This is a genomic window from Sphingomonas sp. PL20 (assembly GCF_017875905.1).
In the GTDB taxonomy this organism is placed as follows: Bacteria; Pseudomonadota; Alphaproteobacteria; order Sphingomonadales; family Sphingomonadaceae; genus Sphingomonas; species Sphingomonas echinoides.
Genome location: NZ_JAGINH010000003.1, coordinates 11,467 through 37,888 on the forward strand (window position 1 = coordinate 11,467; position 26,422 = coordinate 37,888).

The 26,422-nt window shown below is 59.5% G+C and carries 24 protein-coding genes and 3 pseudogenes; 8 read left to right on the forward strand and 19 right to left on the reverse strand.

What is annotated here, in order from left to right:
- Positions 1-121: 121 nt before the first annotated feature.
- From H4W01_RS22080 to H4W01_RS22105, 6 genes are all read right to left on the reverse strand, one after another.
- Positions 122-1,348 carry a tetratricopeptide repeat protein gene (locus tag H4W01_RS22080; RefSeq protein ID WP_209613567.1) on the reverse strand — a complete coding sequence of 409 codons (1,227 nt, stop codon included), beginning with the start codon at positions 1,346-1,348 and terminating at the stop codon, positions 122-124.
- A gap of 5 nt (positions 1,349-1,353) precedes the next feature.
- Complete coding sequence (locus tag H4W01_RS22085) at positions 1,354-3,573, reverse strand: GumC family protein (RefSeq protein WP_209613569.1); 2,220 nt, start codon at positions 3,571-3,573, stop codon at positions 1,354-1,356.
- Between the two features lie 14 nt (positions 3,574-3,587).
- On the reverse strand, positions 3,588-4,298 hold the full coding sequence (locus tag H4W01_RS22090) for a polysaccharide biosynthesis/export family protein (RefSeq protein ID WP_209613571.1): 711 nt from the start codon (positions 4,296-4,298) through the stop codon (positions 3,588-3,590).
- 40 nt (positions 4,299-4,338) lie between these two features.
- Entirely contained in the window at positions 4,339-5,730 is a 1,392-nt protein-coding gene (locus tag H4W01_RS22095) for an O-antigen ligase family protein (protein ID WP_209613573.1), read from the reverse strand.
- Positions 5,731-5,802: 72 nt separating this feature from the next.
- Entirely contained in the window at positions 5,803-7,719 is a 1,917-nt protein-coding gene (locus tag H4W01_RS22100; protein WP_209613575.1) for a polysaccharide biosynthesis protein, read from the reverse strand.
- Between the two features lie 174 nt (positions 7,720-7,893).
- A complete protein-coding gene (locus H4W01_RS22105) occupies positions 7,894-8,502 on the reverse strand; it encodes a recombinase family protein (protein ID WP_209613577.1) in 609 nt (202 codons plus the stop codon).
- A gap of 233 nt (positions 8,503-8,735) precedes the next feature.
- Here H4W01_RS22105 and H4W01_RS22110 point away from each other — a divergent pair, with 233 nt between their 5' ends.
- Entirely contained in the window at positions 8,736-9,050 is a 315-nt protein-coding gene (locus H4W01_RS22110; RefSeq protein WP_209613579.1) for a hypothetical protein, read from the forward strand.
- A 227-nt stretch (positions 9,051-9,277) separates the two neighbouring features.
- Here H4W01_RS22110 and H4W01_RS22115 read toward each other — a convergent pair whose 3' ends face one another.
- Positions 9,278-9,514: a hypothetical protein gene (locus H4W01_RS22115; RefSeq protein WP_209613582.1), complete on the reverse strand. Its 237-nt coding sequence runs from the start codon at positions 9,512-9,514 to the stop codon at positions 9,278-9,280.
- Between the two features lie 185 nt (positions 9,515-9,699).
- On the reverse strand, positions 9,700-10,491 hold the full coding sequence (locus H4W01_RS22120; RefSeq protein WP_209613585.1) for a metallophosphoesterase family protein: 792 nt from the start codon (positions 10,489-10,491) through the stop codon (positions 9,700-9,702).
- A gap of 102 nt (positions 10,492-10,593) precedes the next feature.
- Between H4W01_RS22120 and H4W01_RS22125 the strand changes: the two genes are divergently transcribed.
- Positions 10,594-11,607 (forward strand): M48 family metallopeptidase, encoded by a 1,014-nt coding sequence (locus H4W01_RS22125; RefSeq protein WP_334685446.1) that lies wholly within the window; start codon positions 10,594-10,596, stop codon positions 11,605-11,607.
- 25 nt (positions 11,608-11,632) lie between these two features.
- Here the strand turns inward: H4W01_RS22125 and H4W01_RS22130 are convergent, their stop codons facing one another.
- Together H4W01_RS22130 and H4W01_RS22135 are read right to left on the reverse strand one after the other, a co-directional pair.
- Positions 11,633-12,019, reverse strand: a complete 387-nt coding sequence (locus H4W01_RS22130; protein WP_209613587.1) for a hypothetical protein — start codon at positions 12,017-12,019, stop codon at positions 11,633-11,635.
- Complete coding sequence (locus H4W01_RS22135; protein WP_209613589.1) at positions 12,016-12,699, reverse strand: ParA family protein; 684 nt, start codon at positions 12,697-12,699, stop codon at positions 12,016-12,018. The genes H4W01_RS22130 and H4W01_RS22135 overlap by 4 nt, the downstream gene beginning before the upstream one ends.
- A 507-nt stretch (positions 12,700-13,206) precedes the next feature.
- Here H4W01_RS22135 and H4W01_RS22140 point away from each other — a divergent pair.
- The gene (locus H4W01_RS22140) at positions 13,207-14,052 is read left to right on the forward strand and encodes a replication initiator protein A (protein ID WP_209613591.1); all 846 of its coding nucleotides are present in this window, start codon (positions 13,207-13,209) and stop codon (positions 14,050-14,052) included.
- 120 nt (positions 14,053-14,172) lie between these two features.
- Here the strand turns inward: H4W01_RS22140 and H4W01_RS22145 are convergent, their stop codons facing one another.
- Positions 14,173-14,742: a recombinase family protein gene (locus H4W01_RS22145; RefSeq protein ID WP_209613593.1), complete on the reverse strand. Its 570-nt coding sequence runs from the start codon at positions 14,740-14,742 to the stop codon at positions 14,173-14,175.
- 620 nt (positions 14,743-15,362) lie between these two features.
- Here H4W01_RS22145 and H4W01_RS22150 point away from each other — a divergent pair.
- Positions 15,363-16,145 carry a helix-turn-helix domain-containing protein gene (locus H4W01_RS22150; protein WP_209613595.1) on the forward strand — a complete coding sequence of 261 codons (783 nt, stop codon included), beginning with the start codon at positions 15,363-15,365 and terminating at the stop codon, positions 16,143-16,145.
- A gap of 143 nt (positions 16,146-16,288) precedes the next feature.
- Here the strand turns inward: H4W01_RS22150 and H4W01_RS22155 are convergent.
- The 5 genes and pseudogenes from H4W01_RS22155 to H4W01_RS22175 all read right to left on the reverse strand — a co-directional run.
- Positions 16,289-16,422 (reverse strand): annotated as a pseudogene (locus H4W01_RS22155) (IS3 family transposase); the annotation flags it as partial.
- 112 nt (positions 16,423-16,534) lie between these two features.
- Positions 16,535-16,789, reverse strand: a complete 255-nt coding sequence (locus H4W01_RS22160; RefSeq protein WP_209613597.1) for a transposase — start codon at positions 16,787-16,789, stop codon at positions 16,535-16,537.
- A gap of 244 nt (positions 16,790-17,033) precedes the next feature.
- On the reverse strand, positions 17,034-17,903 hold the full coding sequence (gene rfbA, locus H4W01_RS22165; protein WP_209613599.1) for a glucose-1-phosphate thymidylyltransferase RfbA: 870 nt from the start codon (positions 17,901-17,903) through the stop codon (positions 17,034-17,036).
- 93 nt (positions 17,904-17,996) lie between these two features.
- Positions 17,997-19,052 carry a dTDP-glucose 4,6-dehydratase gene (gene rfbB, locus H4W01_RS22170; protein ID WP_209613601.1) on the reverse strand — a complete coding sequence of 352 codons (1,056 nt, stop codon included), beginning with the start codon at positions 19,050-19,052 and terminating at the stop codon, positions 17,997-17,999.
- 68 nt (positions 19,053-19,120) lie between these two features.
- Positions 19,121-19,894: pseudogene (locus H4W01_RS22175) on the reverse strand (IS3 family transposase); the annotation flags it as partial.
- 13 nt (positions 19,895-19,907) lie between these two features.
- Between H4W01_RS22175 and H4W01_RS22180 the strand changes: the two are divergent.
- The 3 genes and pseudogenes from H4W01_RS22180 to fcl form a co-directional block, all read left to right on the forward strand.
- Positions 19,908-20,231, forward strand: a pseudogene (locus tag H4W01_RS22180) (integrase core domain-containing protein); the annotation flags it as partial.
- Positions 20,232-20,433: 202 nt separating this feature from the next.
- Entirely contained in the window at positions 20,434-21,498 is a 1,065-nt protein-coding gene (gene gmd / locus H4W01_RS22185) for a GDP-mannose 4,6-dehydratase (protein WP_209613603.1), read from the forward strand.
- A gap of 1 nt (position 21,499) precedes the next feature.
- Complete coding sequence (gene fcl, locus H4W01_RS22190; RefSeq protein ID WP_209613605.1) at positions 21,500-22,483, forward strand: GDP-L-fucose synthase; 984 nt, start codon at positions 21,500-21,502, stop codon at positions 22,481-22,483.
- 437 nt (positions 22,484-22,920) lie between these two features.
- On the opposite strand, the gene H4W01_RS22195 is transcribed toward fcl, so the two are convergent.
- The 3 genes from H4W01_RS22195 to H4W01_RS22205 all read right to left on the reverse strand — a co-directional run bounded on the left by H4W01_RS22195 (position 22,921) and on the right by H4W01_RS22205 (position 24,436).
- Positions 22,921-23,565, reverse strand: coding sequence for an acyltransferase (locus H4W01_RS22195; RefSeq protein WP_209613607.1), 645 nt, complete (start codon positions 23,563-23,565; stop codon positions 22,921-22,923).
- 442 nt (positions 23,566-24,007) lie between these two features.
- Positions 24,008-24,244: a hypothetical protein gene (locus H4W01_RS22200; protein ID WP_209613609.1), complete on the reverse strand. Its 237-nt coding sequence runs from the start codon at positions 24,242-24,244 to the stop codon at positions 24,008-24,010.
- A 21-nt stretch (positions 24,245-24,265) separates the two neighbouring features.
- Positions 24,266-24,436 carry a hypothetical protein gene (locus tag H4W01_RS22205; protein WP_209613611.1) on the reverse strand — a complete coding sequence of 57 codons (171 nt, stop codon included), beginning with the start codon at positions 24,434-24,436 and terminating at the stop codon, positions 24,266-24,268.
- A 538-nt stretch (positions 24,437-24,974) separates the two neighbouring features.
- Between H4W01_RS22205 and H4W01_RS22210 the strand changes: the two genes are divergently transcribed.
- On the forward strand, positions 24,975-26,393 hold the full coding sequence (locus tag H4W01_RS22210; RefSeq protein WP_209613613.1) for a right-handed parallel beta-helix repeat-containing protein: 1,419 nt from the start codon (positions 24,975-24,977) through the stop codon (positions 26,391-26,393).
- Positions 26,394-26,422 lie beyond the last annotated feature (29 nt).

Genomic DNA, 26,422 nt, shown 5'->3' on the forward strand with positions numbered 1-26,422 from the left:
AAAGCTGAAAATAACAGAATATCCAACAGGATCAGCTTGTTAGCTCAACGAATGGTCATTTTATCCAAGCATTTCAACATGTTGCTTATCGTCACTTTCTGCACCAAAATGCCGTGAACCCCTACTCCTGAGCTGGCCGTAGCTGAGCTCGATCAATTTGGCCTGAAAGCCCTGATACGGCGTCCGAGGGACGCGCAAACAACGATAGAGTTTGCACCGGGCAATCGCGTGGGACGTCGAACTCCCCGCCGAACGCGCTCCCCGTTTCCGTGGATTTTGCGACGATCACTCGCCCCAACTCACGGCCGTTACGGCAACTAAGGACCCAGTATGGTAGAGAATCTTTGTTTTGCACGATGCCGCTGCCATGTCCGTCAAAGCGGTAGGCACCGGGCGGTAAGACCTGCATTTGCTGCAGGAGTAATCCTCCGGTAGCCGTAGGCACAGAGAAGTCGAAAGCTCCGTTTTCTAGCGAGGTTGCAATCTTCCCGTCGTTAACAGGGATCCAATCGAACAATGAAGGTGTAGTGATACGTGCAGAGAACTGGGGATCGCGTGAAATTTTGGGGTCGATACTGCGGCGCATCTTTTCATAAAAGTGCCAGGCATCTTCGAAATCGTCCGCTCTGCTCAAGCTATTGATGACGCCTGCAACCGCGCTGGCGGGCAAGGGCATCCCTGCCTGGCGCATTTCCTCAAAAAATTGAGCGGTTGCGTGCGGTTCGCCCCCGGTATCTGCCAGGTAGGAGATAAAAGCTGGTTCCCATTCCGGGGCGGGCTCCTGACGCAAAGTCAGGATGATATTTATGCGGATAGCCGATTGCTCAAGGGCACCCGCAAGAATTGGGAACAGCAAGTCCGATGAGACTGGAGACGTCCTTAACGCAATGTCGTAATGGTGCAGCGCAGCCCGGATGTCATCACGCGCGACAGCATCCTCGATCGCCCAGAGCTGGGTGCGGATGTCACGTCGTGAAAGACGCTGCGCATAGTCGAACAGTCGGCGAGCCTGCACGGCGTCACCACGCAGTGCAGCCTGGAGGCCGAGCGTGGCGACCGCTAACACTGCCGTTGGATCCTGCCGCAATGCCACTTTCGCCAACCGAGCAAATGGTGCGTTTTGATTGGTACTGGGGTGCCCGATAAACAGCTTCTGCGCGAGCGCAGCGGATATTGGGCCATTGCCTTCGGCTAGCAAGTGAGCCCGATCGGGATCGGTTTCGACGAGCACGTTGGCGAGGCTATGCGTTACACTAACATATCCCAATATGGCAGAAATCACCGCCAACGCGCACCGCACTAGCCAAGCTTTTGGGCTATGACGCATCCATTTCATGCGATGCGTCATATCGATCAGCCAATCTTTTCATCGTGGTCGTTGCGGCCATAGCGATAGCCATATTCATATCCATAGCCATAATGGGCCTTGCGCGCGTCGAACTTGGTTAGCACGCCGCCAATGACTCGGGCATGTGCACTGGCCAGTCGGTTAAGCGCTGTCTTGACCAAGGTGGCGCGGATACCGTGCGACTCGACCACGAAAATAACACCTTCCACCCGGCTCGCGATTAGAGGCGCGTCGGCAAGCCCCATGACGGGCGGTGCGTCGATCACGACATGATCAAAAGTCTCAAGCAAACGTTCGATCAGCAATGCCAAGCGCTTCCCGGTAAGGAGTTCTGCGGCATTTGGCGGGATCGGGCCTGACGACATTGCGGTGAATCCGAGTTCACCCATTTCGAAAGTCAATGCAGCGATGTTATCTTCACCGGTCAGGAAGTTGCTCAAGCCCCTGTTATGGTCAACGTCGCCCAACTGATGGACGGATGGCGAACGCATGTCGCCATCGACCAGAATGACCTTGCGCTGTCCACGTGCGAGCGTGGTTGCAAGCGCAAGGGCGGTCGTCGACTTACCTTCGGCTGGTCTGGTGGAAGTGACCATGAAGGACCGCGGCACGCCATGTTCGGTGGTGAACGCAAGGGTCGTCTGGACGGCGAGATACGCTTCGACCAGATCCGACTTGCGGTCCTTGAGTGCCTCTTTCGGTGTCTGCCCGTCGACCCGAGGAACCGAACCCAATAGCGGCAGACCAAGCGAGCGCTCGACTTCAGCCGGATCGGCAATCGCTTCGTCGATTTGCTCCAGCGCAAATGCCAGCGCGATGCCGACGCCCAACCCGCCGAGAATAGCAATGGCAAGGTTCAATAGTAAAATAGGGCTCGAGGGCTTTTGTGGCACATCGGCCGGATCGACGATCGAGATGTTGTTGACGCCAACGCCACCCGCCACGCCGATCTCTTTGAAGCGTTGCAGCAGGCCGTCATAGAGCGCTCGGTTGGTATCGACCTCTTGCTGGTAGATATTGTACTGGATCGAACGCCGGCGGAGGTCGAGATACCCCGATTTAAGCTGGGCAACCTTAGTCTGGAGCTGTTGCTCGCGCTGCAACGCTTCGCGATAATCGGCCTCAAGCGATCCCGTGATGCGGCTTTCTTCGCGCGAGATCGAGCGATCAAGTTGATCGATCTGGGACTGGATCGCCTTGGCCGCTGGATATCCTGGCTCGAACTTGACCATCAATTGCTGGTACTCGGCGGCAAGCTCGGCACGATGCTGGCGCAAGCTGTTGATCGCCTGGTTGCGCAGCGCTTCGGTCGAAGCGCCCGAACGGCCGACTTGCTGATAGCGCGCCTGGGCCTGAACCCGATCGACAGTTGCTTGGCTGAGTGCGGTGTTCAGCGTGGCCAGGTCGTCCGCCACGATCGAGCGTTCGGACGTGCTTTTCCCGTCACCAGAGCCGCCTTGCACGGGCAAATTGATGATTTGTTGCGCCGAGGCATAAGCGACGAGTTGCCGCTGCGATTCATCGAGCCGTTGTTTATATTCGGCCAACTGTCCTTGGAGAAGATTGCGACCGTAGGACGTCGCCTGGACTTTGCGTTCCAAGTTGGTCTGAATGAAGTTTTCTGCCCAGGCGTTGGCAACGCTTGCCGAAAAGCCGGCGTTCGGGCTAACAAAGTGGAGATTGACCAATCGCGATAGCCGCGTTGGATCAACGCTAAGATGTTTTATAAGAATCATACCAGCCTCGCGCTGGCGAACCGATCTACCTGACGCCGGGTAGCGACCATTGATTTTATCGAACGCTGGATTGTTCCGCGGCTCCCCCAACATCGCGAAAAATTTTGGATCGTCGACCAGCCGCAATTGTAACGCAACGCGTTCCGCCAGCGAGCGCGATTGCAGCAAGCCGTACTGCGTCTGGTAAAATTCTTGATCAGCGACGGTCGCGTCGCGCTGTACCCCTTGAAAATCGGTAACCTTGTCAGATTCGCGCGAAATTTCGATGGTCGTAGTTGCGGTATATTTCGGGGTCATCAACAATGTGACGATGAGCCCGAGCAGCGCGCTCGCTAGGACTATCCCGATGATCACATAGCGCCAACGCGTCGCGATACGCAGGTATTGACGCAGGATCGGTGTTTCTTGCCGTCCAGCATCAAGGGCACCGACCAGCGCCGTTCCGGAAATCGGCGCAATGCCGTTGGGCGGAGTAGAAATCATATCCATGAAACTCTTAGGCCTTATCTGACAAGCGCGATGAGCGGGGCAGATAGTAGTGGTGACACGGAAATCAGATCGCGGAACAGGCGGCGCTGTGACGAATCTCCGACCACGATCACATCGTTCGCGTAAATGGGCGGGTCATCGTACCCGCCGCGCCGGATCGCGGACAGATTGTAAAGGCCCGCCATCTTGTTGCCGTTGACCGTGCGCAAGATGACCACGTCGTCGATCTTGGCAAATTCGGTCAACCCCTTGGCCGACGCGATCGCTCGCACCAACGTCATCTGGTTGGTGACGGGATAGAGGCCGGGTTCTACCACTTGCCCGTCAATGGTAACGACCTGGCTGACCGAGCTCTTGATGTTGACTGTGACATCAGGATTGCGAATGTAGCGGCCACGCAGCGCCGCTTCGATCGCATCGGCCAACTCCGTTGCGGTCTTGCCGCGCGCATCGACTGTCCCGATGAGCGGCATCGCGATACGGCCGCTCGCATCGACCTGCATCTCCCGGCTCAATTCAGGTACGTTGAATACATCGACCTGTATCGTGTCCAGCGGACCAATCAGCGAAGGTCGATCGTTTACGACGAGATCAGCTCGGTCCGGCGCGGGAAGCCCTTTTTCGGTGTCAACGACCGTAAGCCGGGCTGACGATTGTAATATCTCACGTCCCCCGCATGCGGACAGCGCCAGTGCAATGATTAAGGAGGCACATAATTTATGCATTGTCGCTGGGAAATCCCAATCAAGAGAACAGGCCGCCAGCCTATAGGTGCTGACCCCTGCGCGGTAAAGGCGTGACTTCCGCCGTCGCGTTTAACCATATGCCAGCGATTACCGTGACCGCCATAATAAGGGGCACGCGAGCGGGATAGTCGAAGAGACTGGCAATCATGACAAGGAAAATCGTTGCTGAACCAAGCCGCGGGAGTGCGTAGGCCCGTCCCAGGCCGATGGTCCAAACGGACATACTGGCTCGCCCCCACCAGACAAGAGCTGCAAGCACGAGTATCGCGCCCGGCAGTCCGGCGTCGAGCACGATCTCCAGAAAATCATTATGGGCGTGATTGAAATAGGTCGGTGCCAGGAGTTCGAATGGCTCGTGCATCCGGAACATCGGATCAAAGCCACCAATCCCCGACCCAAACGGAAAATATGTCTTCACCATGGATAGGACGGTCGGCAGGCCGCGAGTGCGCATATCCTGTCCGGGGTCGAGCGCGAAGGCCCGGTTAATCGAAACCGCGCGATCGGCCATTACACTGAGAGATACGAAGGCAATGATGATGGCAGCAAAAGCCGCAACCGACGCTGGATAAACCCAGCGCGGATAGAGTGCCAACGCCTTGCGGATTCTTTGTCCGGATAAAGCGACGCCAAGCAACAAAGCGACGACACCCAATCCGAGCCCAGCGCGCGAGCCGCTGCCAAGGATGGTCAGGAACAACAGCAACAGCAAAGCCGCAACTGCGGGTAGTCGCCAATATGCCAGACGTTCACCGGTTATCCCCCAAGTCGGTGCCAGCAAGCAGCCAATCGCCATGAACAAAGCAAAATGGTTTCGATTTGCGAAAGTACCGCTGAGCTCGCCAGGAGAATCGTTGACGAATGGATTATCGTAAATGATTCGTGAAAATTGCACCAACCCGACCAGCATTGTCGCAATAACCACACACAGCAACATGCCGGGCAAGCGCCTTTGGTCGTCGTCATTCAGGTTCGTCGCCAGCAACCATGTCGCAACCGGTACGATCAACGATTCCAGTGCATTCAACGTCGCACCTGGAACGATCGACAAGGGGCGCCATGGCTGCGCCTGTCCGCTCAGCGTTGCGGCTTGGATAAACACGTCGCGTCCAGGAAGACGCTGCCATATTTCGGGGGGGAGCGGCACGAGCTGGATGGCTGGCAACGCAATCGCGAAAAGCAACAATAGTGCCACCGGGTCCGCCCACACTCGTGGCAAGCGCGGCCCGGTCAATAGCAGGATGATCACTGTCAGCCAGGCGACGCAACGCACGACGACCTGCCCGAGCACATCCGCGCGCGATGCGCCACCCGCCATCCATAGCGCTGCCAACAACACTGCCAAAAGCACAAAAGGCACGCTCGGCAACGGGATCGACTTCGGTAATCGCCGTGAGGAAGTGGCAGACATCGGTACACCCTTGCTAATCTCTTATGGGAGAGGACTTAGCCGCTAAAAATCACGCACCATCCTCTGGACGGGTCACGCCACCCCGACCACTTTTTTCTGCAAAGTAACCCAATCGACGATCGTGCTGGCAGGCGTAAACTCCGCCACCAGTTCCTGCAACAGGGCGCGTGCAGGCTCGACCTGACCGGTCGCGATCAAATCTTCCAGCCGGCAGAGATCACCGCGCAGGCGATCCCAGGGCAGCTTGTGCTCGGTCGCCATCATGATGCGCGGGTGCGCTGTTGGCTGAGGATTGTCGCCAATCAACAGCTCTTCATAAAGCTTTTCGCCGGGCCGCATCCCAACAACGGCGATTTCGATGTCACCACTAGGTGTTTCCGGCGATTTTACCGAAAAACCGCACAGTTCGATCATGTTGCGTGCGAGATCAATGATGCGCACCGGTTGCCCCATGTCAAGCACGAACACCTCGCCGCCTCGCGCCATGGCGCTCGCCTGTACGACAAGCTGCGCGGCCTCGGGGATAGTCATGAAATAGCGGGTGATCTCGGGATGTGTAATTGTGACCGGGCCACCATTGCGGATCTGCTCGCGAAACAGCGGCACGACCGAGCCGCTCGACCCCAGGACGTTACCGAAGCGGACCATGGAAAAGCAGGTTGTGGATTGATTTTCCGCCAGACCTTGCAGCACAAGCTCGGCCAGGCGCTTGGTCGCGCCCATGATATTGGTCGGGCGCACCGCCTTGTCGGTGCTAATGAGGACAAAATCCCGCACGCCCGTCTGCACCGCGATTTCGGCGACGCGTAAAGTGCCGATGACATTGTTGCGCAATCCCTCCAGTGGATTGTGCTCGACCAAGGGCACGTGCTTATAGGCAGCGGCGTGGAAAACCATGGTCGGCCGCCATGCCTGCATGATCTCGAGCAAGCGCACCTCGTCGGTCACCGAGCCGAGCAGCGGAACAATGTCTAGCTCTGTCGCCTCGGTCAAATTGCGATGGATCGCATAAAGCGCGAACTCGCTATTCTCGAGCAGTAGCAGGCGCGCAGGCCCGGCTGCGGCGATCTGGCGGCACAACTCGCTGCCAATAGACCCGCCGGCACCGGTTACCAGGATCGTGTGACCCTGCAGTTTACCCTCGACCGCCTTTGTATCGGGGGCAACCGGATCCCGGGCCAGCAAGTCCTCGATGCTCAATTCGCGCAGGTCGCTCGCCTGCACGCGACCGTGCGCCAAATCCATCAACCCAGGCAATGTCCGGATGCCGAGGGGTAAACCCCGCAGACCTTCCAGGATTTCGTTGCGGCGCTGGCGCGTGGCCGAGGGCAGTGCGAGAAAAACGTCGCTGATCGCGTGCCGCTCAATCAGGTCCGCCAAACGCTGCGGCGGGTAGACCCGCAATCCGTTGACGTGCGTATTATACAAGGAACGGTCATCGTCGAGGAAGCCGACGATTTTAAATTCGTGGCTGGCTTCAATCGCGGCGGCAAGCTGGCGGCCCGAGGAGCCTGCCCCATAAATGACGACACGCCCCTTTGGCCGGGCATCGATCCGACGTTGCATCTGCCCACCTAGCACATAGCCGATGATCAGGCGCGCTATGCTGGTCGCCAGCAACAGCAGAATCGGCTGGATAATGCCGATTGTGCGGGGCACGGTATCAAAGGCATAGGCAGAAATAATCGTCGCGTAGCCCAGGCCATAGCCCGTGCAGGCGAGCGCGATGGCCGGGACGACTTGTGCGCCCGTGCTCCGAAATGCCATCCGGTACAGGCCCGCCAGGTAAAATGCCGGGAGTGCCAGCATGATCGACAGCACGACTGCGATGCTCGCTCGCCCCCCCAGGGGAACGAAGTGGCCGAGCCGCAAGTACAAAGCTAACCACACCGTCAGCACGCACAGCGCAGCATCGATGGTTGCGACCATGATCTGCTTGGCTTCCCGCGGCAAACCCAGCAAAGGGCGCGCAATTTTACCGACCGACATCCAAATTCACCCGTTTTTATCGGCCTATGTCGTTCCTGTCGTGCATGGCCCCGTAGCGGCCCTAGCGCATGCGAGCTCTTTTAGACAATCATCGGCTATCGCACTGAGGCTGACTGACGTTCGCAACTCTTCCCAGGGGGCTTTGAGGATCGGCTGCCCCCGAATGACCCTAGCTTACGTGGTATCGGCTCCGCACTGTGTTTGCGCCCGATTGGCATCTCGCAGTCGCATCACCGTTTGACGACTTGTTTTGTACTGCCTTGCCAGTGCCGACACGCTTTCGCCCCGCTCAAGTCCCGCCACGATCGCGGCGCGCGCAGTCGGATCGAGGGAGGGGGGGCGCCCAAGGTGTTTGCCTTGGGCGCGGGCGCGGGCAAGTCCGGATTGCGTTCGCTCGATCAGCAGTTCGCGCTCGAACTGCGCGACCGCGTTAATGACACCCATCGTCATCTTGCCTGCCGAACTGGTGAGATCGACTCCACCTAGGGCAAGGCAATGAACGCGTATCCCAGCCTCCTCCAGTCGAGCCACTGTAGCGCTTATATCGATCGCATCGCGGCCAAGCCGGTCAAGCCGAGTGACAATAAGTATATCACCGCACTCCATGCGCTCGACCAGCCGGGAGAAGCCCTTACGTTTGGCGATTGCTTCCGAACCCGACACCGTCTCGCAGATCACCCGGTGTGGCTCGACCGTGAAACCGGCGGCAGCGATTTCGCGGATTTGGTTGTCGGTGGTCTGGTCGGCAGTGGAGACCCGGGTATAGGCAAAGGTGCGCGACACACTCGGTCCGTCCACAAAAGGTGTCCGTATTTACTTACCTGTCCTAAATCGCGTCAACCTATATTGTGGATAGTCGCCCCCCTTCCGTAATTCATCGATTTTGGACACGCGTGTCGATCGCGGAGACGCAGATCAGGGCACTGACCAAACGCCGCATTGATCCCGGCGGAGAAGTTCAGCATTATGTCGTGATCTGGTGGATTATGCCGAGAAGCGCGCGGGCAAGGATTTGTATGAAGACACTCATCACGATGGCCGCCCTTGCGCTAACGATCAGCACCGCCGCGCAGGCGCAGACTCGCTCGGTTCGTGAAGCAGCGACCACCTATGGCGCTCGCTTGACCGCCAAGGGCCAGCCAGCCAATCTCAACGAGAATCGTATCAATAACCGCGTCATCAGCCGGATCGACAGTCGGGTGAGCTTGCGAATTGAACGGTATCGTCCCGACACAACCAGTAACCCGACCGCCGCCTTCCAAAAACCTTTGGACGATCAGTCGCGCGTCGCGCCGCGAATTCAACCTATTCAGCAGCAGTCGGGCGAGTAACGAAAAAGCAGCTTAAAGGTCTTCCGTTGCACAGCGCGCTGGAAAAAAGCGGCGTTCCCTTTTTTTTGGGGGGGGGGGGGCAGATCCCTCGTACGCCATCGACACCTAGGATTGCCACAACAGGCTTTAAAAAGCCGAATTTGCTCTCTCAAAAAATCAGAGAGAAAATAAAAAACGGCGACCATTAAGGCCGCCGTTTTCGTACCATAACCCGGAGGTTAGGAAAATTAGTTGCTGCTGCTGCCGCTGGTTGCAGCAGCGATACCGCCAGCTGCACCGGCAACGGCGAGAACGCCGATGATGATGCCGGCCTGGGCGATGCCGTTCTTCTTCGACGAGGTCTTGCCAACGCGAACCGACTTGTTCAGCGAAAGCGAAGCAGCAGGCTTCTTGGCCGATGCCACAACTGGCATAGCAACCAGCGACACTGCGGCAAGCGAGGCTGCGATCTTAGCGAGATTCATTGGTAACTCCCTGTCTTACTTAATGATGAACCTCGTGAGAGGCATTCACTGCAGTACTCGGCTGTGCGGCTAGCACAGCCGCTGTCTCAAACAAACAAAAAAACATAAATTCGACATGTTTTCTGGCAGTGCAGCAAAAATGTTACAGGCCGCCCCTTAGAGCAAAGCGGTATGGATTGCCTTAATCAAGCGTCTGGCGACGTACCGAACGCGGCTTGCGTCGAAAGGATCCATCTTTGGTCTCCCGCCAAAGCCAGCGCAGAGAGCCGCCCCGTCGCATAAGCGCCTGTATCGATGCCGATTCGATTCGGCCGCTCGACCACCTCTGGTGTTATTGTATGGCCGTGGACGATACAGGTGCCGAAGTCGGCGCTCGACGTGATGAAGTCGTCCCTGATCCAACGGAGATCATTCGCCTTTTGGTCCGCCAAGGCGACGCCGGGCCGGATTCCGGCATGGACAAAGGTATAGTCCCCAATCTCGATCCGGTCCTCCAGCTGTGCCAAAAAGGCACGGTGGCTGTCGGGAACGAGCGGGGAAAGGTCGCGCAACACTTCGGCATAATCGGCGCGATTATAGGCCGCTTCGTCCATGCCATAGCTCAAGATCGTTTCGCGTCCGCCGAAGCGGCATAGCAGCCGCAAGGCGTCCACGCTGCCGTTCAAGGCCTTGAGAAAGACTTCTTCGTGGTTTCCCATCAGCACGCGCGTGTCGATTTCGCTGCGCTGCAAGGCGATGACACGGTCGATAACGGCGGCGGAGTGCGGGCCGCGATCGATCAGGTCGCCGAGGAAGATCAGCGTCTGCTGGGCGGGCGGGCGCGCGGCATGATCGACCGCGATCCTGGCGAGCAGATCGTCGAGCAGATCGAGCCGGCCGTGAATGTCGCCAATGGCATAGACGCGTCGCCCCTCTGGTATCTGGCGGCGCGGCAACGACTTGGGTTTCGACAGAATGTTTCTAAGGCGTTCAAGCATATCCGAATTTCGGCAGGAAGGGCCCTGGATGTCGCGCCCCGAGCGCGAGAGTGCCGCCGATAGAGGATGACCTGCTCTTGAACAACCGTTAAAGGGCTGCCGATGGTCTCAACATTGCGTGCCGGGCTGCGCCTTGCCCTCGTGGCGCTTCTGGTGGGGGCAGCCGCCCCGCCCCCGTCACAAGCGCCCTCCCCTGCCGCCTTCGCAGCGTTGCGCCAGGCCGATCTCCGCGTCGCCTCGGTCGGCTATCGGCTCGCGACCGCCAATGCCGCGATTTGCCTCGATCACCAGCCCGGCCTCGGCCTGCAACTGCACAGCCTTGGGCAATATGGCGTGGACGCACGTGCCGCAGCCCGTGCAGCCTTTGGGTTTGAAACGGGCGTCGCGGTCGAGGGCGTCGTGCCGGGATCGACGGCTGCGGCGGCCGGGGTGCGCCAGGGCGATTCGCTGGTCTCGATCAACGGCGCTGCGGTGTCGGCCGCGCTTCCGGGCGCGACGGCGCCGCCCTCCACCGCAGAACGCGATCGCGTCGAGGCGCAACTGGAGCGGTTACCGCAAGCCGCCCCGCTGACCCTTGGCGTGAAGCGCGGCGTGCAGGAGCAGACCCTTGTCGTCACCCCGGTGCCGGCCTGCCGCTCGGCGTTCGAAGTGTTGCTCGGCGCCGGGAACGATTCTGCGGCGGATGGCGCGATCATCCAGATCGATGCGGGGTTGCTCGATAGCCTCAGCGATGACGAGCTTGCGGTCGTGCTGGCGCATGAACTCTCGCACAATATCCTGCGCCATCGGGCCCGGCTCGAGGCCGCCGGCGCGCATTGGGGGATTTTGGCGGAGATCGGCAAAAACGGTCGCTTGATGGGCCAGGCGGAAATCGAGGCGGACCGGCTCAGCGTCTATCTGCTCGCCAATGCCCATTATGATCCGTTCTCGGCCGGTCGTTTCTGGCGGGGGGCTGGGCGCAAACTCGATTTCGGCATTTTGCGCAGCCGCATCTATCTCAGCTGGAAAGATCGCGCTTCGCTGCTGGATCGCGAAGCCGCGACCCTTCCGACGGGGGCCAAGCTGCCCTACCGCCCTCCCCTGATCGATCTCGCGACGACGCCGATGACGCGTTGACGGTAACGGTCGCGTCGCCTGCCCGTCAGCTTCGGTCGGGCGCCGATGTCCGCGTGCCTTCGACCAGGTCCCGGAATTCGGCCAGCGCCTGCCAATAGGACCGATGGCCGCGCTGGTTGGTGAAGTCGATGAACCAGTCGAGCGTCTCTTTCGGGCCCTTGATATACAGGCTGCTCTGCGGGGCGGCTTGCCGTCGGCGCCGGACGGGCGTCGCCCCCTGCCCTTCTGCCGGTCCCTCTGCCGGATCGCCGCGGTCGACAAAGCCGAGCGCATTGCCGCGCGCGATCGCCGCAGCTTCGCGCGCTGGATCGACGCTCAGCGGCGCGCGGACGATCCCGCTCAAATCGAGCTTGGTCGGATCCCCTACCCCTGCCGGCGCCGGTGCCTTCTTCCCGAACCCGTAGCCACTCATGCCTGCATCTCCTGTTGCACCGCCTCGACCACCGCGCGCGCGACCTCGAGCGCGTTGCGGCGTGCAGCGGGCAGGCCAGCGGTCTGGCTGTCGCTCAGCTCGTCCAGCGTCGCCGAGAAATCGAAGATGTCGCGATACGCTGCGCGCTCGACCAGCGCTGCAGTCAGCAGCGGCAATGCTGCGTCGTTGATCGCGGTGACGATGCGTTTGGCGGTCTTGGTCTCGATCGCGGCATTGTCGCGGCTGCGGACCAAGCGGAAAGGGATCGATCGGCCGAGCGCTTCGGCTTCTTCCTGGACGAGGGCGACCGCATTGGCGGCGAGTTCGGCATCGATCGGGGAAAGGTTGAACGGGATCAGGACCAGGTGCGAGCGCGCGAGCGCGCGCGAGGTCATGCGCGAGGCGGTGCCCTCGAGGTCGATCAGCACGAAGTCATGCGATGTAGTGTAGTGATCGATGACGCGGACCAGTTCGGATTCCTTGGGGCTGGCGATGATCTCGAACGGCAAGGCCTTGCCTTGCTCGCTGCGTTTGCGGCCCCAGCCAGCGATGATCGCATTGGGATCGGCATCGATCACGGTGACTGCGGCGCCGCTGCGCGCGAGCTCGCTGGCGAGCACCAGCGTCAGCGTGGTTTTGCCGGCACCGCCCTTGGGATTGGCCACTGAGATTGCTGGCATGGTGCGCTCCTTTGCTGGCGGCGATGGATAAACCCTTTGCTACAAAATGTCGATATCGCAATCGACACCATTTGCATATGGCATGGCAATTACCATTCAGGCGATATCGCTATGGATATCCATATTGATATTATCTCTATAGCCGCTGCCCGCGCCCCGCGCTGCAACGCGACTTCCCGTTCCAAAGCTGCGCCGGGTTGACGGCCCTGTGCGCCCGACCAGCGGGTGCGATCCGCGACCCAGGCGCGTTTTTCCGCGTGAAAGCACGAACCGAAACCCGGCATCCTCGCGAGCACGGCCAATTTCCACGCCAAAGCCTCTAAAATCCAGCGGCTAGCCGTCCAAAGCGACGTCGAGAGCACGATCCGTGGCCATTAAGCGACCAGCGCCGCTGCGCCGATGCCAATATTCGTGCTTTCGCACGGAAAACCCGCTCGGCGCCGCCAATGCTGTGGACACCGCCCCGCGACCCACCCATGCTCGACTGGGTCAGAGATGAGTAGAGCGATGGACGACATATTACTCAAGCAAGGCGACCTGTTCCAGCTGGCCAGCCCGCTTTATGGCGATGTCCAGGGGGAGCGGACGGTAGCCGAGTTCCCGTTCTTCGCTTTGTCGAAGAAGGCCCATATGACGCCGATGGTGTTCGAAAACGGCGATGCCCGGATCGAGATCAATCCGAGCAAGACCGGCGTTGCCACCATCTATGACAAGGAAATCCTGCTCTATATCGCCAGTTTGATGGCCGAGCGGATGGAGCGCGGCGAACAGGTCGACCGCGTGATGAGTTTCACCGCCAACGATTTGTTTCGCGTGACCAGCACCAACGCCTCGGCGCGGTCCTACACCTCGCTCAAGGCGTCGCTCAACCGCCTGCAGGGCACGCAGATCATCACCAATATCGAAACGGGCGGGGAGGGGTCGGACAGCGCCTTTTCCTGGTTGCTCAAGGCCGACATCAAATATGCCAAGCTGCCGACGGGCGAGCGACGCGTGAAGCGGATCGAGGTGATGGTGTGCGACTGGCTGTATCGCGCGATCCTCGCGGATCGCCGGATCGCGGCCTATCATCTCGACTTCTTCAAGCTCGGGCCGATCGAGCGGCGCCTCTACGAGCTGGCCAAGTTCAATTGCGCCGATGGCGAGGGTTTTGAGGTCGATATGGAAGCGCTGGCGGCGCGCGTTGGCTGTGCAACCGACAAGCGCGGGCTCGAATATTTCAAGAAACACCTGCGCGAGGTCGCCGAGCAGCAATCGCTGCCTGAATATGGGCTGACCTTGGTCGAGGAGAAGCAACCGTCGCCAAGGGGAGGGCGCCCGCGGATCCGGACGCTGGTTCGGTTTTTTGCGTGACAGACGCCAAAACTGGCGCTCGGCGAGGCAAGCGATTCATTGGGTCTATGGTTTTCCCGAAAAAACGGCTGTGGTGCCCCCGATAGCCTTGGCGCGACCCAGCTCTCCGATATAGTCGACCTATGTCGGTCGAGCGATACCGAGCCGCTTCATTTCGCGATAGACGGTTGACCGCCCGATCCCAAGCTGGCGCGCCGCTTCGGCTGGCGACACGCTTGCTGCGATAAGTTTGAGGGCCGCGCTTACCTTGTCGGCGTCAAGCGGTTGCCGTCCCGGCCGTTTCCCCTTCGCCCGCGCGGCAGCGATGCCATCGCGAGTCCGTTCGGAGATCAGCCGACGCTCAAAATGCGCGATCGCCCCGAAAACATGGAAGATCAGCTCGCCGGCTGCGGACGACGTGTCGATCTTCTCCTCCAGGCTGAGCAACGCAATGTCGCGCTCGCGCAGCATTTGCACCGTTGTCAGCAATTCGCCCAGCGAGCGGCCGAGGCGGTCGAGCCGGACGATCGCCAGCGTATCGCCCTTTCGCGCGTATTCCAGCAGCTCGGCCAGCCCCGGCCGATCCATGCTCTTGCCCGACATCACGTCGGTGAACACCCGGATCGCGCCAGCCTGTTCGAGCCGCAGCCGCTGCCCGGCGACATCCTGATCGCCGGTACTGACGCGGGCATATCCCAAAATACCGGCCATCGATCGCGTCTCCCAAACGGTCGTTTTGTGGACGAACGCGCCGGTCCATCGTCGATGTCGCGAAAACCGTCCACAAAATACGTCTCTTTATCCTGCCCCGTCCAGGAACGACAAGTCCGTTTTGGGGACGATATCGGGGGAGGGCGCCTTCGAAAGCGCGCGTCGAAAATCCCTCAAGGGCCAAGTCGGTCCGTGCTGCGCCCGCACCGAGCACACCGCCTTCCCCAAAATGACTTTTCCGTGTGAAAGCACGAATCTTCACGAGGTTTGCCGGGTCAAAGCACGATTCAGCCAGCTTGGCCGCAATCACCCGGCGGCCGATAACCTTCAATGTGGTTCTTCCTGCTGACATCCGCTCGATCGGTTGGCGCGATGGGAAGAACTGCCCAATCGCCGGGACGACGATTGGTCACCATAAGGGGGTTTCCATGACTGGATAAAGGAAACCCGGCACGAAGGCCGGGCATCCCGATAGGCTCTACTCTAACACCCGTCGCCAAACGGGCATCATCGCTCAGAACGATTCGTTAGATATCCTATCCAGACTTCCGTCGCAAGGATGCGCGCTTCGCGCCACGCTTTTCCTTTGCCTGCATGGCCTCCATCAAAAGGGCTGTACGATGGCGACGATGACGGTTGGAGCAGCCTCGCTCCAGGCGCTTGGTGGATTGTGTCTGCGCCGCCCGGCACGATCGGGCGCACCGCAACCCAGCGGTGCCCGGATCCTGCGCGGCAGCGTGGAGGCCGGCACCTTCGAAAAGAGCTTTTTCACGCCACCTGCGCCGGGGGAAACCGACCGTATCTTACGCGCCGCGCGCAAGGCGCTGGACGCGGGGCGCCGCTTGCGGCGCGATGCGCGCGCCGACGGGCGCCAGCTCACGCCGGTTGAACGCGGGCTCGCCTCGCTCACCAATGCGGCGGTGCGCGTGCTGGAGGAATTGCTGACGCTGGCGCGGCTCAACCACGGCCAGGTGTTCCCGACCTATGATTATCTGGCCCAAGCAACCAGCCTCGGCCGCGTGACGGTCGCCCGCGCGCTGCATGTGCTCGACGATGTCGGCTTCATCGTGCGCCAGCGCCGCTTCAAGCGGGTGGCAGGGCAGGGGCCTGGCCCGCGCTATGAGCAGACATCCAATGTCTACCGCACCTTCCTGCCCGAAGCGGTGCTCGCCTATCTACCCCGCTGGATGCGGCCGGCCCCCGTGCCGGTCGACGAAATTCAGCGCCAGGCGGAGCGCATCGAGGAGCATCAGGCGATGCTGTCGCGGCTCAGGTGTCGGGATCTCGCCTTGGAGGTGGCAGGTGGTGCGCTGGGGCAGGCGCTGGCGAAACTGGGGGCAGCGATCGATCGCCGCGAGCGTGAGTTTCAAAATGGTTCGGAAACACTGACGGAATTAATTTGATAATAAGTTCAACGTAGAACTTCACTATGTAGCCTGCTGCCGGTTTGACGGACACCGAGATAAGCTCATTTGGGTCACACGAGCCTCTCGTTCAAACTCGATAGGGCTGAGATAACCCAGCGCCGAGTCACGCTGGGGCGGCGCGATGCTGGTCGTTGTCGCTGCGCGGCCATCATCAATGCCGCCAACGGCAGCTCGATCCGCATATGGTCGCGTATCGCCAACCGACGATCATACGCGTTGCCAGATCAAGCACCGCCGCCAGATAGAGCGAACCCTATGCGGTGACGACTGAGGTGGTGCCGGAAATCTGGACAGGAGGCGAGGCTATCCCTGACGTGAGGGATGGACGGCAATGAAGACGACGCGGAAGCGGTATACAGGCGCGTTCAAGGCCAAAGTGGCGCTGGAGGCGATACGTCCGACAGATTGTGCTGCGCCTGCAGGATCAGCGCCTTGAACATCATCACCGGATCAAACGGCGGGCGTCCCCCCTTGCTGCCATCGCCATAGATCAGCCCCTCAACCAGCCAGGTGCGGAAATAGTCAAAATCTACCGTCTGCTGCAAAACTTCGAGCGGATTGCCATCCTTGCTCAGGGCAGCAAGGTGATCGCCCAAACTGAACAAGGACTTGGGATCCATGACCGGGCTCCATCTTCGCTCCACGCCACTGAATCACCACAACGCACCAAATGCCAACAGTTTTTGCGGGTGTCCAGCTCGAGGTTCCTGACAACATCGTCGACCATTACTGCGAGGCCTGGAACAAGCTCGTCGACAAGCCGTGGCGCATCATGTCCATCGGACAACGCAAATGGGTGCGTCGGTCATGATCAATGGAGGTTGGTAAAACCGGCCAATATCCCACACTTCTGCAAAAGTAGTGCTAGCCTCCTTGTACGGCATTCAAGATCGCCCGGCCATATGCCGTATTCTTGAACCGCTCGGCTGCCTCCCGCGCTTGTGCTTCGGTAATGAACCCCTGGTAAAATGCGATTTCCTCAAGGCAAGCGACCTGGATGCCCTGACGATGTTGTAACGTCCGCACGAATTCACTGGCTTCAAGTAAGCTTTGATGTGTGCCGGTGTCGAGCCAAGCATAGCCGCGGCCCACCTGCTGAACGAACAGCTCGCCCACTTCCAGATAGAGACGGTTTATATCGGTAATTTCAAGCTCGCCGCGCGCCGATGGCTTCAAATCGCGGGCAAACTGGACGACGCGATTGTCGTAAAAATACAGGCCTGTCACGGCATGGTGCGATTTTGGCTTTAAGGGTTTTTCCTCAATGCTGACGGCACGGCCGCCCTCGCCGAATTCGACCACACCATAGCGTTCCGGGTCTTCGACCCGATAAGAAAATATCGTCGCGCCGCGGGTACGGGCGACGGCGCGGGTAAGCAGTTCCGTCAGCTTTGCACCAAAAAAGATGTTGTCGCCTAATACGAGCGCGACATTGTCATCGCCAATAAAATCGGCACCGATTGTGAAGGCCTGGGCGAGGCCGTCAGGACTGGGCTGCTCGGCATAGCTGATTGTCAGGCCAAGCGCCGCCCCCGTGCCAAACAGTCGCTGGTAATTGCCGAGATATTCGGGACTGGAGATGATCAGCACATCACGAATACCCGCCAGCATCAAAACTGAAAGCGGATAGTAGATCATCGGTTTGTCGTAGATCGGTAGCAATTGCTTGTTCACGACCAGCGTCGCTGGTTGCAACCGCGTGCCCGAACCACCCGCCAAAATGATGCCCTTCATGCTCTTGCTCCGATCATTTCGCCGAGAATATCGACGATCATATTGCGCGAAAGCAGCGCATCGTGCGCACCGGGCTTGCTCCTCCCGATATGCTCACGCCGATAGCCCGCGGCGATGGTCCGCTTGGTGTTCGGCAACAATCGTCTCCCACCAATCCCGATTATCGAGATACCATTTGACTGTCTTGCGTATGCCGCTGTCGAAGGTTTCTCGCGGGGTCCAGCCGAGTTCGTCACGGATCCGGCTGGCGTTGATCGCATATCGTTTATCGTGGCCTGGCCGATCGGTGACATAGGCGATCTGCTCTGCGTAAAGCTTGCCATCGGCGCGTGGCTGAAATTCATCGAGGATCGCGCAAAGGGTAGTCACCACTTCGATATTTTGTTTTTCGGTGTTGCCGCCCACATTGTAGGTCCGTCCCGGCATGCCGTGTTCGAACACCGCCTGCAGCGCACGGACATGGTCCTCGACATAGAGCCAGTCGCGCACTTGATGGCCTTTGCCGTAGACAGGCAGCGGAGCCCCAGCGAGCGCCTTGACGATCATCAACGGAATGAGCTTTTCGGGAAAGTGATAAGGCCCGTAATTGTTCGAGCAATTGGTGATGAGGACTGGCAGGCCATAGGTATGTCCCCAGGCACTGACCAGATGATCTGCCCCGGCTTTCGACGCCGAATAAGGCGAACGCGGGTCATAGGGCGTTTCCTCGGTAAACAGGCCGGTATCGCCAAGGGAACCATAGACCTCGTCAGTCGAGATATGATGGAAGCGGAACGCCGCTTTGGCGTTGTCGTCCAGCCCAAGCCAATATGCCCGCGCCTCGGCCAGTATCGTATAGGTTCCAACCAAGTTGGTTTGGATGAAGGCACCGGGCCCATCGATCGAGCGATCGACATGACTTTCCGCCGCCAGATGGGTGATCACCTCCGGCTGAAACGCGATAATGGCCGCTCGCACGGATTCGGCATCGCAGATGTCGCCCTGAACGAAGCGGTAGCGGTTAGATGCGGAAACCCGCTCCACTGTCGAAAGCGTCCCCGCATAGGTCAATTTGTCGAAATTGAGCACCTCGTGTGGGCTGTGTTCGATCAAATGACGTATCAAGGCTGAGCCGATAAACCCGGCCCCGCCGGTGACGAAGATGCGCATCGAGGGTATTCCTTCAGGCAAACGGACCACATCGACAATTCACCGCAAATGACGTGCTCCCCTGATTGTTACCAGTCAGAGGTAGAGTCTCGCTCCTTCATGATGGGTGTTTGATTGGATGGCAACGTGTCTGAGGGCATGCCCCCAGACACGTTGGCCGCCGATCTCGGCGGGGGTTTTCCGCCCAGTTTGGAATGTTGCCGGACCGTGTTGTAGTCCTGCCGCCATGCTGCCAGGACGGACCTGGCATGGGCCAGCGATGTGAATAGTGTTTCGTTCAGGCATTCGTCCCGCAGGCGGCCGTTGAAGCTTTCGACGAAGCCGTTCTGCATCGGCTTGCCCGGCGCGATATAGTGCCATTCGACCTGGCTTTCCTGCGACCAACGCAGGATCGCTGATGAGGTCAGTTCGGTGCCATTGTCGCTGACAACCGTGTGCGGCTTGCCACGCATCGTGATCAGGTTGCTCAACTCCCTGGCCACCCTTGCGCCCGACAGCGATGTGTCGACCACCAGCGCCAGGCACTCGCGCGAGAAGTCATCCACCACGCACAAAATGCGGAAGCGGCGGCCGCAGACCAGGCTGTCGGAGACAAAGTCGAGGCTCCAACGCTGGTTCGGGCCCTGCGGCAGTGTCATCGGCGCGCGGGTCCCCAACGCCCGCTTGCGGCCACCACAGCGACGGACATGCAGCCCTTCTTCGCGATAAATACGCAGCAGTTTCTTGTGGTTCGGCACCATGCCCTCCCGCGCCAGCAGATAGCCAAGGCGGCGATATCCGAACCGGTGCCGCTCGCCCGCCAGTTCACGCAGCCGCTGACGCAAAGGCGCGTCATCGGCCCGCGTCTGCGGTGAGGTCGGCTATCCAGCGTCGATCCGGGTGGACCAAGGGAGCGAGTTCGTCTCCCGCGACCTCGACCTGTGGGCGTACATGAAGGGCGTCACGCTGGACTTTTCGCGGCCTGGCACGCCGACGGACAACGCGTTCATCGAAAGCTTCAACAGAAAGTTCCGGGCGGAGTGCCTGAACCAGCACTGGTTCATGAGCCTCGACGACGCGGTCGGAAAATGCGAGAGTTGGCGCAGAGACTATAACGAGGTGCGACCACATAGCGCGATCGGCAACAAGCCGCCGATATCGCTGGTGAACCGGCCAGCCGGGTGGTCCAAGATCGGGTAGCAGCTCACGAGCATAATCCACTAACAATCAACCCGGTCCACTCGACGGGGGCAGGTCATCTCAGCGCTGATATTCGAATCACTGAAATCCGAGGGGCTAGAAAATACTCGCGAAGCCCCACGCCTTTACGCTAACCGCTTTTTACGAGACGGCAGACCTGATCGGGATTGGCATGTCTGCGCCAAAAAAATGAAGGGCCATTATGACGAAGAAGGTTGCGCTTATCACCGGTATCACCGGGCAGGACGGTGCGTATCTCGCTGAACTGCTGCTGTCGAAGGGATACGACGTCCACGGTGTCAAGCGCCGTTCGTCCTCGTTCAACACGGGCCGTATCGAGAATATTTATCAGGATCCCCATGAGAAGGATGCCCGGTTCCATCTCCATTATGGCGATCTGACCGATTCTACCAACCTGATCCGCCTCGTGCAGCAGGTACAGCCGACCGAAATCTACAACCTCGCCGCGCAAAGCCACGTGCAGGTCAGCTTTGAGACGCCGGAATATACTGCCAACGCCGATGCGATTGGAACGTTGCGGCTGCTCGAGGCGATTCGGATCCTCGGCATGGAAAAGACGGTTCGCTTCTATCAGGCCTCCACCTCGGAACTGTACGGGTTAGTGCAGGAAGTGCCGCAGAAAGAAACCACGCCTTTTTACCCCCGCTCGCCGTACGGCGTGGCCAAGCTCTATGGCTACTGGATCGTGGTGAACTACCGCGAAGCCTATGGGATGCATGCGTCGAACGGTATCCTGTTCAACCATGAAAGCCCCTTGCGCGGCGAGACGTTCGTGACTCGCAAGATCACGCGGGCCGCAGCTGCGATCAAGCTGGGCCGCCAGGACAAGTTGTGGCTCGGCAACCTGGACGCACAGCGGGATTGGGGGCACGCACGCGAATATGTCCGCGGCATGTGGATGATGATGCAGCAGGATACGCCGGACGATTACGTTCTGGCGACCGGCGAGACGACGCGGGTGCGCACCTTCGTGGAATGGGCGTTCGAGGATGTAGGCATCACACTGCGCTGGGAAGGCGAAGGTGAGAACGAGAAGGGCTATTGCGTGGAAACCGGGCGCTGCCTGGTAGAGGTCGATCCGCGCTATTTTCGTCCGACCGAAGTCGAATTGCTGATCGGTGATCCGACTAAGGCCAAGCAAAAACTGGGATGGACGCACGATACCAGCCCGCGCGACTTGGCGCGCGAGATGGTCGAGGCCGATCTTCTCTTGATGCGCGACGCTCCGATCGCCAAGGGTGTCTGACATGGTCGATGAACATCACAGTTCGGCGAGCAAGCGGATATTCGTTGCAGGGCACCGCGGTATGGTTGGCAGGGCGATCGCCCGCAAACTGGGAGAGCGCGGCACCACTGTGGTGACGCGCACCCACGCTGAACTGGACCTAACCGACCAGCATGCGGTGCGTGATTTTTTCGCGACCGAAGCGCTGGACGGAGTTGTCCTAGCGGCGGCCAAGGTAGGCGGCATCCACGCGAACAACACCTATCCAGCCGACTTCATTTACGAAAACCTGATGATCGAATGTAATGTCATTCATCAGGCTTTCGCGAATGGGGTCCGCCAGTTGCTGTTCCTGGGATCGTCGTGCATCTATCCGCGCGCGGTTGGGCAGCCCATGCCTGAGGATGCGCTGCTGACAGGCATCCTCGAGCCCACGAACGAGCCTTACGCGGTCGCCAAGATCGCGGGAATCAAGCTGTGCGAAAGCTACAACCGTCAGCATGGTACCGACTATCGCAGTGTTATGCCGACCAATCTCTATGGCCCAGGGGATAACTTTCATCCGGAAAACAGCCATGTGATGCCGGCACTGATCCGGCGCTTTCACGAGGCGGTCGAGGCCAGGGCCAAGCAGGTGGTCATTTGGGGGTCAGGTAAGCCGTACCGCGAATTCCTGCACGTCGACGACATGGCCGAGGCATCGCTGTTCGTTCTGGAGCTGCCGCTCGAGCAGTATCAGGCGAACACCGAACCGATGCTCAGCCATATCAATGTCGGCTATGGCGAGGACGTGACTATCGCCGATCTGGCGCGATTGGTGGCACAGGTGACCGGCTTTGAGGGCGAGATCGTGTTTGACACGACCAAGCCCGACGGCACGATGCGCAAGCTGATGGACTCGAGCCGGCTTGAAGCGATGGGCTGGAAACCATCGGTCGCTCTCGCCGACGGAGTAGGGGAAACTTACCGATGGTTCCTTAATCATGTGGTGTCGGCAGAGCGCTGAATTATGCGGTACCAGGTATGAAAGGCCCGCTAGGCGAAAACCGCTAATGGGCTTATAAACCCGATAATATATCCCGTCCTTTCCCTTGCCCTGCTCATGTCTGCCGCCTGTCTCGTATCAGATTGCGGGCGGCGCCAATGGAGAGGCTGCTTTTACGATGCCTGTGGGGAAGCGTCCGCAATATGCGCTTCCCATCTTCAGTGGTCAGGATAGCGGCCAGATCAACCCAGACGGCACGCTGGTAGTTAACAGCGGTTCTGGTGCCTTCGCCGGCACCGTTCGCTGCTTTCCGTACGCGAAGTGAGGTAGAGCGATGGCTGCCGACAAAGAATATCCGTTTGCTGCCTTGCTAAAGCGGGTTGATCGTCCCGACGATCTGGGTCCCCCACCTGACCCGTGGCAGGACGCAGCGCCTCCGCGGAAAAAAGCAAACGGGCTTAATGTGACGCTTTGCGGTCTTGGTCTGCGATCCAAGACTCCACGTCCTTGGCATGAAAATGAGATTGCGCGACGCCATCTTCGCCCCAGAACTTAGCATCCACAGCGCGCGTATCGCCAACGATGCGCGCCGGTCCGCCACGAACGATAGCGTAATCAGGCACGTCATGAGTGACGATCGACCCACCGGAGACAACACAGCCTTTGCCAATGGTGATGTTCGGCAAGATCATAGCGCCAGAGCAGATGACCGTGTACTCGCCAATGGTCACGGGGCCCCGGACATATCCAATCCTTTCTTCTGCGGGTACGGCAATATAGTGTTGGCCGTGCAATCGGCCGGCATTGTGGCTGCTGTGGGTAAAGAGGTGGACTCCAAAAGCGATCTGTACTCCGTCGCCGATCGTCACCCCATTACTCCCATCGACGATCGAGTTGTGGCCTACCCAAACGTGGTCGCCCATCGCAATCTTAGATCTGTCGATAAGGGCGGCAGTGGAGCTGATCCGTGTATGCTTGCGGAACAACCCGCTTGGTTTGTCCTTGTAGCCGTAGACCATGTAAGGGCGATGCAGCCAAGACATGCCGCGCATGATCAGCGAGATCACAGAACCGAGCGGCGACATATAAATTTGGCGTAACATGCTATTCCCTTAATGTCGGCAAACATGATGCCTCAGAACGGCGGAATCGGCAACGTCCGTCCATAAGCCTTCTGACCCACAAGAGAGGGCAAGCGACGCTGAGACGTCTATGCTTCGCATCCGGGTGACGCGGATCTGCCCACCGCTGGCTTGAGCCGCACGCAAAGGCTTATCACCAAAGGCCAGAAAATTGTCCAAGCGAAGTCTGACAAAGTATCGTTCGTCCAACCGCCATTGCTGATATAGTCTAATATTTCGTTCCCAACCTCAAGCCACAGACGAGGGCCGCACTCCGCTAATCTACGCCGCGAGTTGCGCCAATTGTTCTGACGACGGACAAGGTCGCCTCGAATCGCCTCCAGAGCCACCTTGGCCTTGAACTCACCCCTATACCGCTTCCGCGTCGTCTTCATTGCCGTCAATCCCTCACGTCAGGGATAGCTTAGCCTCCTGTCCAGATTTCCGGCACCACCTCAGGCAGATCACGCCAACCAAAATCATTCCTGCCGGAGAATGCCCAGACTGGAGTGATAACGCATCCCAAGGAAAGCAGCAGCGCGAAATGGTTGCGGTTGGCAAGGTTGCAGCTGACCTGTCCTGGGGAGTCGTTGATGAAGAGGTTGTCGAAGCCAGAGCCGGAAAACTGGAGCAGCCCCAGCATCGCTGCCGCAGTCACCATCCCCAGGACCATTGCTGGAAGCTACTCGACTTCACGTTCGTCGAGTCCAGCGATGAGCAGCAGCACTGCAAAGGGAACGACCAGTGATCCGGTGGCATTAACCGCCGCACCTGGCACGATCGCGATCGGTCGCCACACGTTGGCCACGCCGCCCAGATCGTTGGCCCCGGCCAGTTCGGATCGGCCGGGCAACAACTGCCAAACAGCGGGCGGCAATGGTATAAGTTGTACAAGCACCAAAATCAGCGCAGCGGAGAGTATCCACAATGCCGGACGAACCCGGGTTATCGATGGGCGGACACCAAAAAAAGGCGACCACGACGATAGCGATCCACGCGGCAATTCGGACCACCGCCTGCCCCAGAACATCAGCCCGTGACACACCGCCCCGCCAGCCAGATCGTCACAAGCAGCCCGATTAGCACGATGGCGTTCAAGCTTACATGTGGTATGTAGATGGATCGTACCGATACTGACATGCCAATTGCCGGTTCAAAGTCTGCGTGTGTGGCGCGCTAACCTGACGCAAGGTGCCAGCCTTAGCGGATCGTTCGGTTTCGCATAAGCTTTATGTCGCTAATACATCCACCAATCGAAAAGCCGGCACCCGATGCCCAGCACGGCCGCTACCCAATTGCTCCGGAACGACATTTTCATGCCCGACCTAGATGCCCGCTCTACTCCGCCACGGTTGATGTCGCGTCGCGACCTGCTGCGACAGGCCTCCATCATGGCGATGATATGGGGCCTGCCCACTGCAGCCTGTGCTCGGGCGGCGGCAAATGTGAGCCTGTTCGTCGATATCGCGACGATGTCACCGCCTTCCGGTGTGACGACGATCGTGACGGAAGGCTGGTCGCAAAAGGGGGTCGGCAGCGGGCGCTATGTCTTCGATCCACGGGTCGACCAGGCTTGGGTCCAACGTTTTCCGCGATCCTCGGCGGTTACCGTCGATGGACGCGGCTTCCGACTTGACCAAGTCGGCGGCAATGTCAGGCAATATGGCGCCGTCGGCGACGACCGGCAAGACGATACGGCTGCTATCAACGAGGCGCTGTCGCGCGGCGGCACGGTCGTCCTGCCGGGTCCGGCGACCTACCGCGTCACCGGGTGCCTGCTCATGCCGGTCGACGCGACCCGGCTCCAGTTCGAGGCATCGGTGACGCTCCATACCAGCGCCTGGCAATTTCGCGGTAGTCAGATTCCGTTTGGCAACGCCATTCACGTCACCGGCGACGATTGCGAGATCACCGGCGCGGGGCCAAGTTCGATCATTCGCAACGATCGAAGCGATGCGAACGGTATCGGCTTTCTGCACTGTGGCGGGGGGCGCGTCGCCAGTCTGTCGCTCCAGGGCGGCAAGGACCGATTGTCGGCTATCACCGACGACACGTTTCAGTCCGGCATATCCATCGTCAACGATCCCGCCAGCAACCGGCGCGGGCGGACCAGTCGCACGATCGTCGAGGACTGTATGATCACCGACTGGATGCAATATGGCATTAACCTATACGGCGCATTGGTGCGCGACGTTGTCCTGCGCCGTAACACGATCACCCAAAATGGCCGGAAGGGCGACCGGGAATCGGTCGGCAGCGGCATCGCGATCACCCGCGGCGTCGGTCCGATCGAGGTCGAGGACAACACGATCACCCGCAACAAGGGGTGCGGCATATTCATCAGTTCGGCGGGCGTTCAGATCGAACGGGTCGTCATCGTCAACAACGAGATCGCCTATAACGGGCTCGACGGCGTCTGTTGCAGCGAAGAGCGAAATTTCGGCGCAGTCGCGACAATCGGCGTGCGTGGGGTGACGTTAAGCAAGAACAGGATCGAAAACAATGGAGCCACGGGCGTACGCGCGGGAACTTATGACGGCGTGGGCTCGATCACCGGGCTTTCCATTCTCGACAATCGTATTGCCAATAACCGGAAGTCGGGCCTGTTGTTACAGGCCAATGCCGATCCGGCACGAGGCGTCGATGCGACCGTCAGCGGCAATCAGTTCATCGCTAATAGCGATTACGGCATCGCAGTCGGGTTGAATCGGATCGGCCTGCGTCATGATGGCAACCGCTTCGATCGCAATCGCCTTGGCGATAGTGTCGATCACCGGAGCGGAACGGCACGCCGTTTGATCGATCGCTGATTTTCGGGACTGTTCCCCGCCCCTCAGGT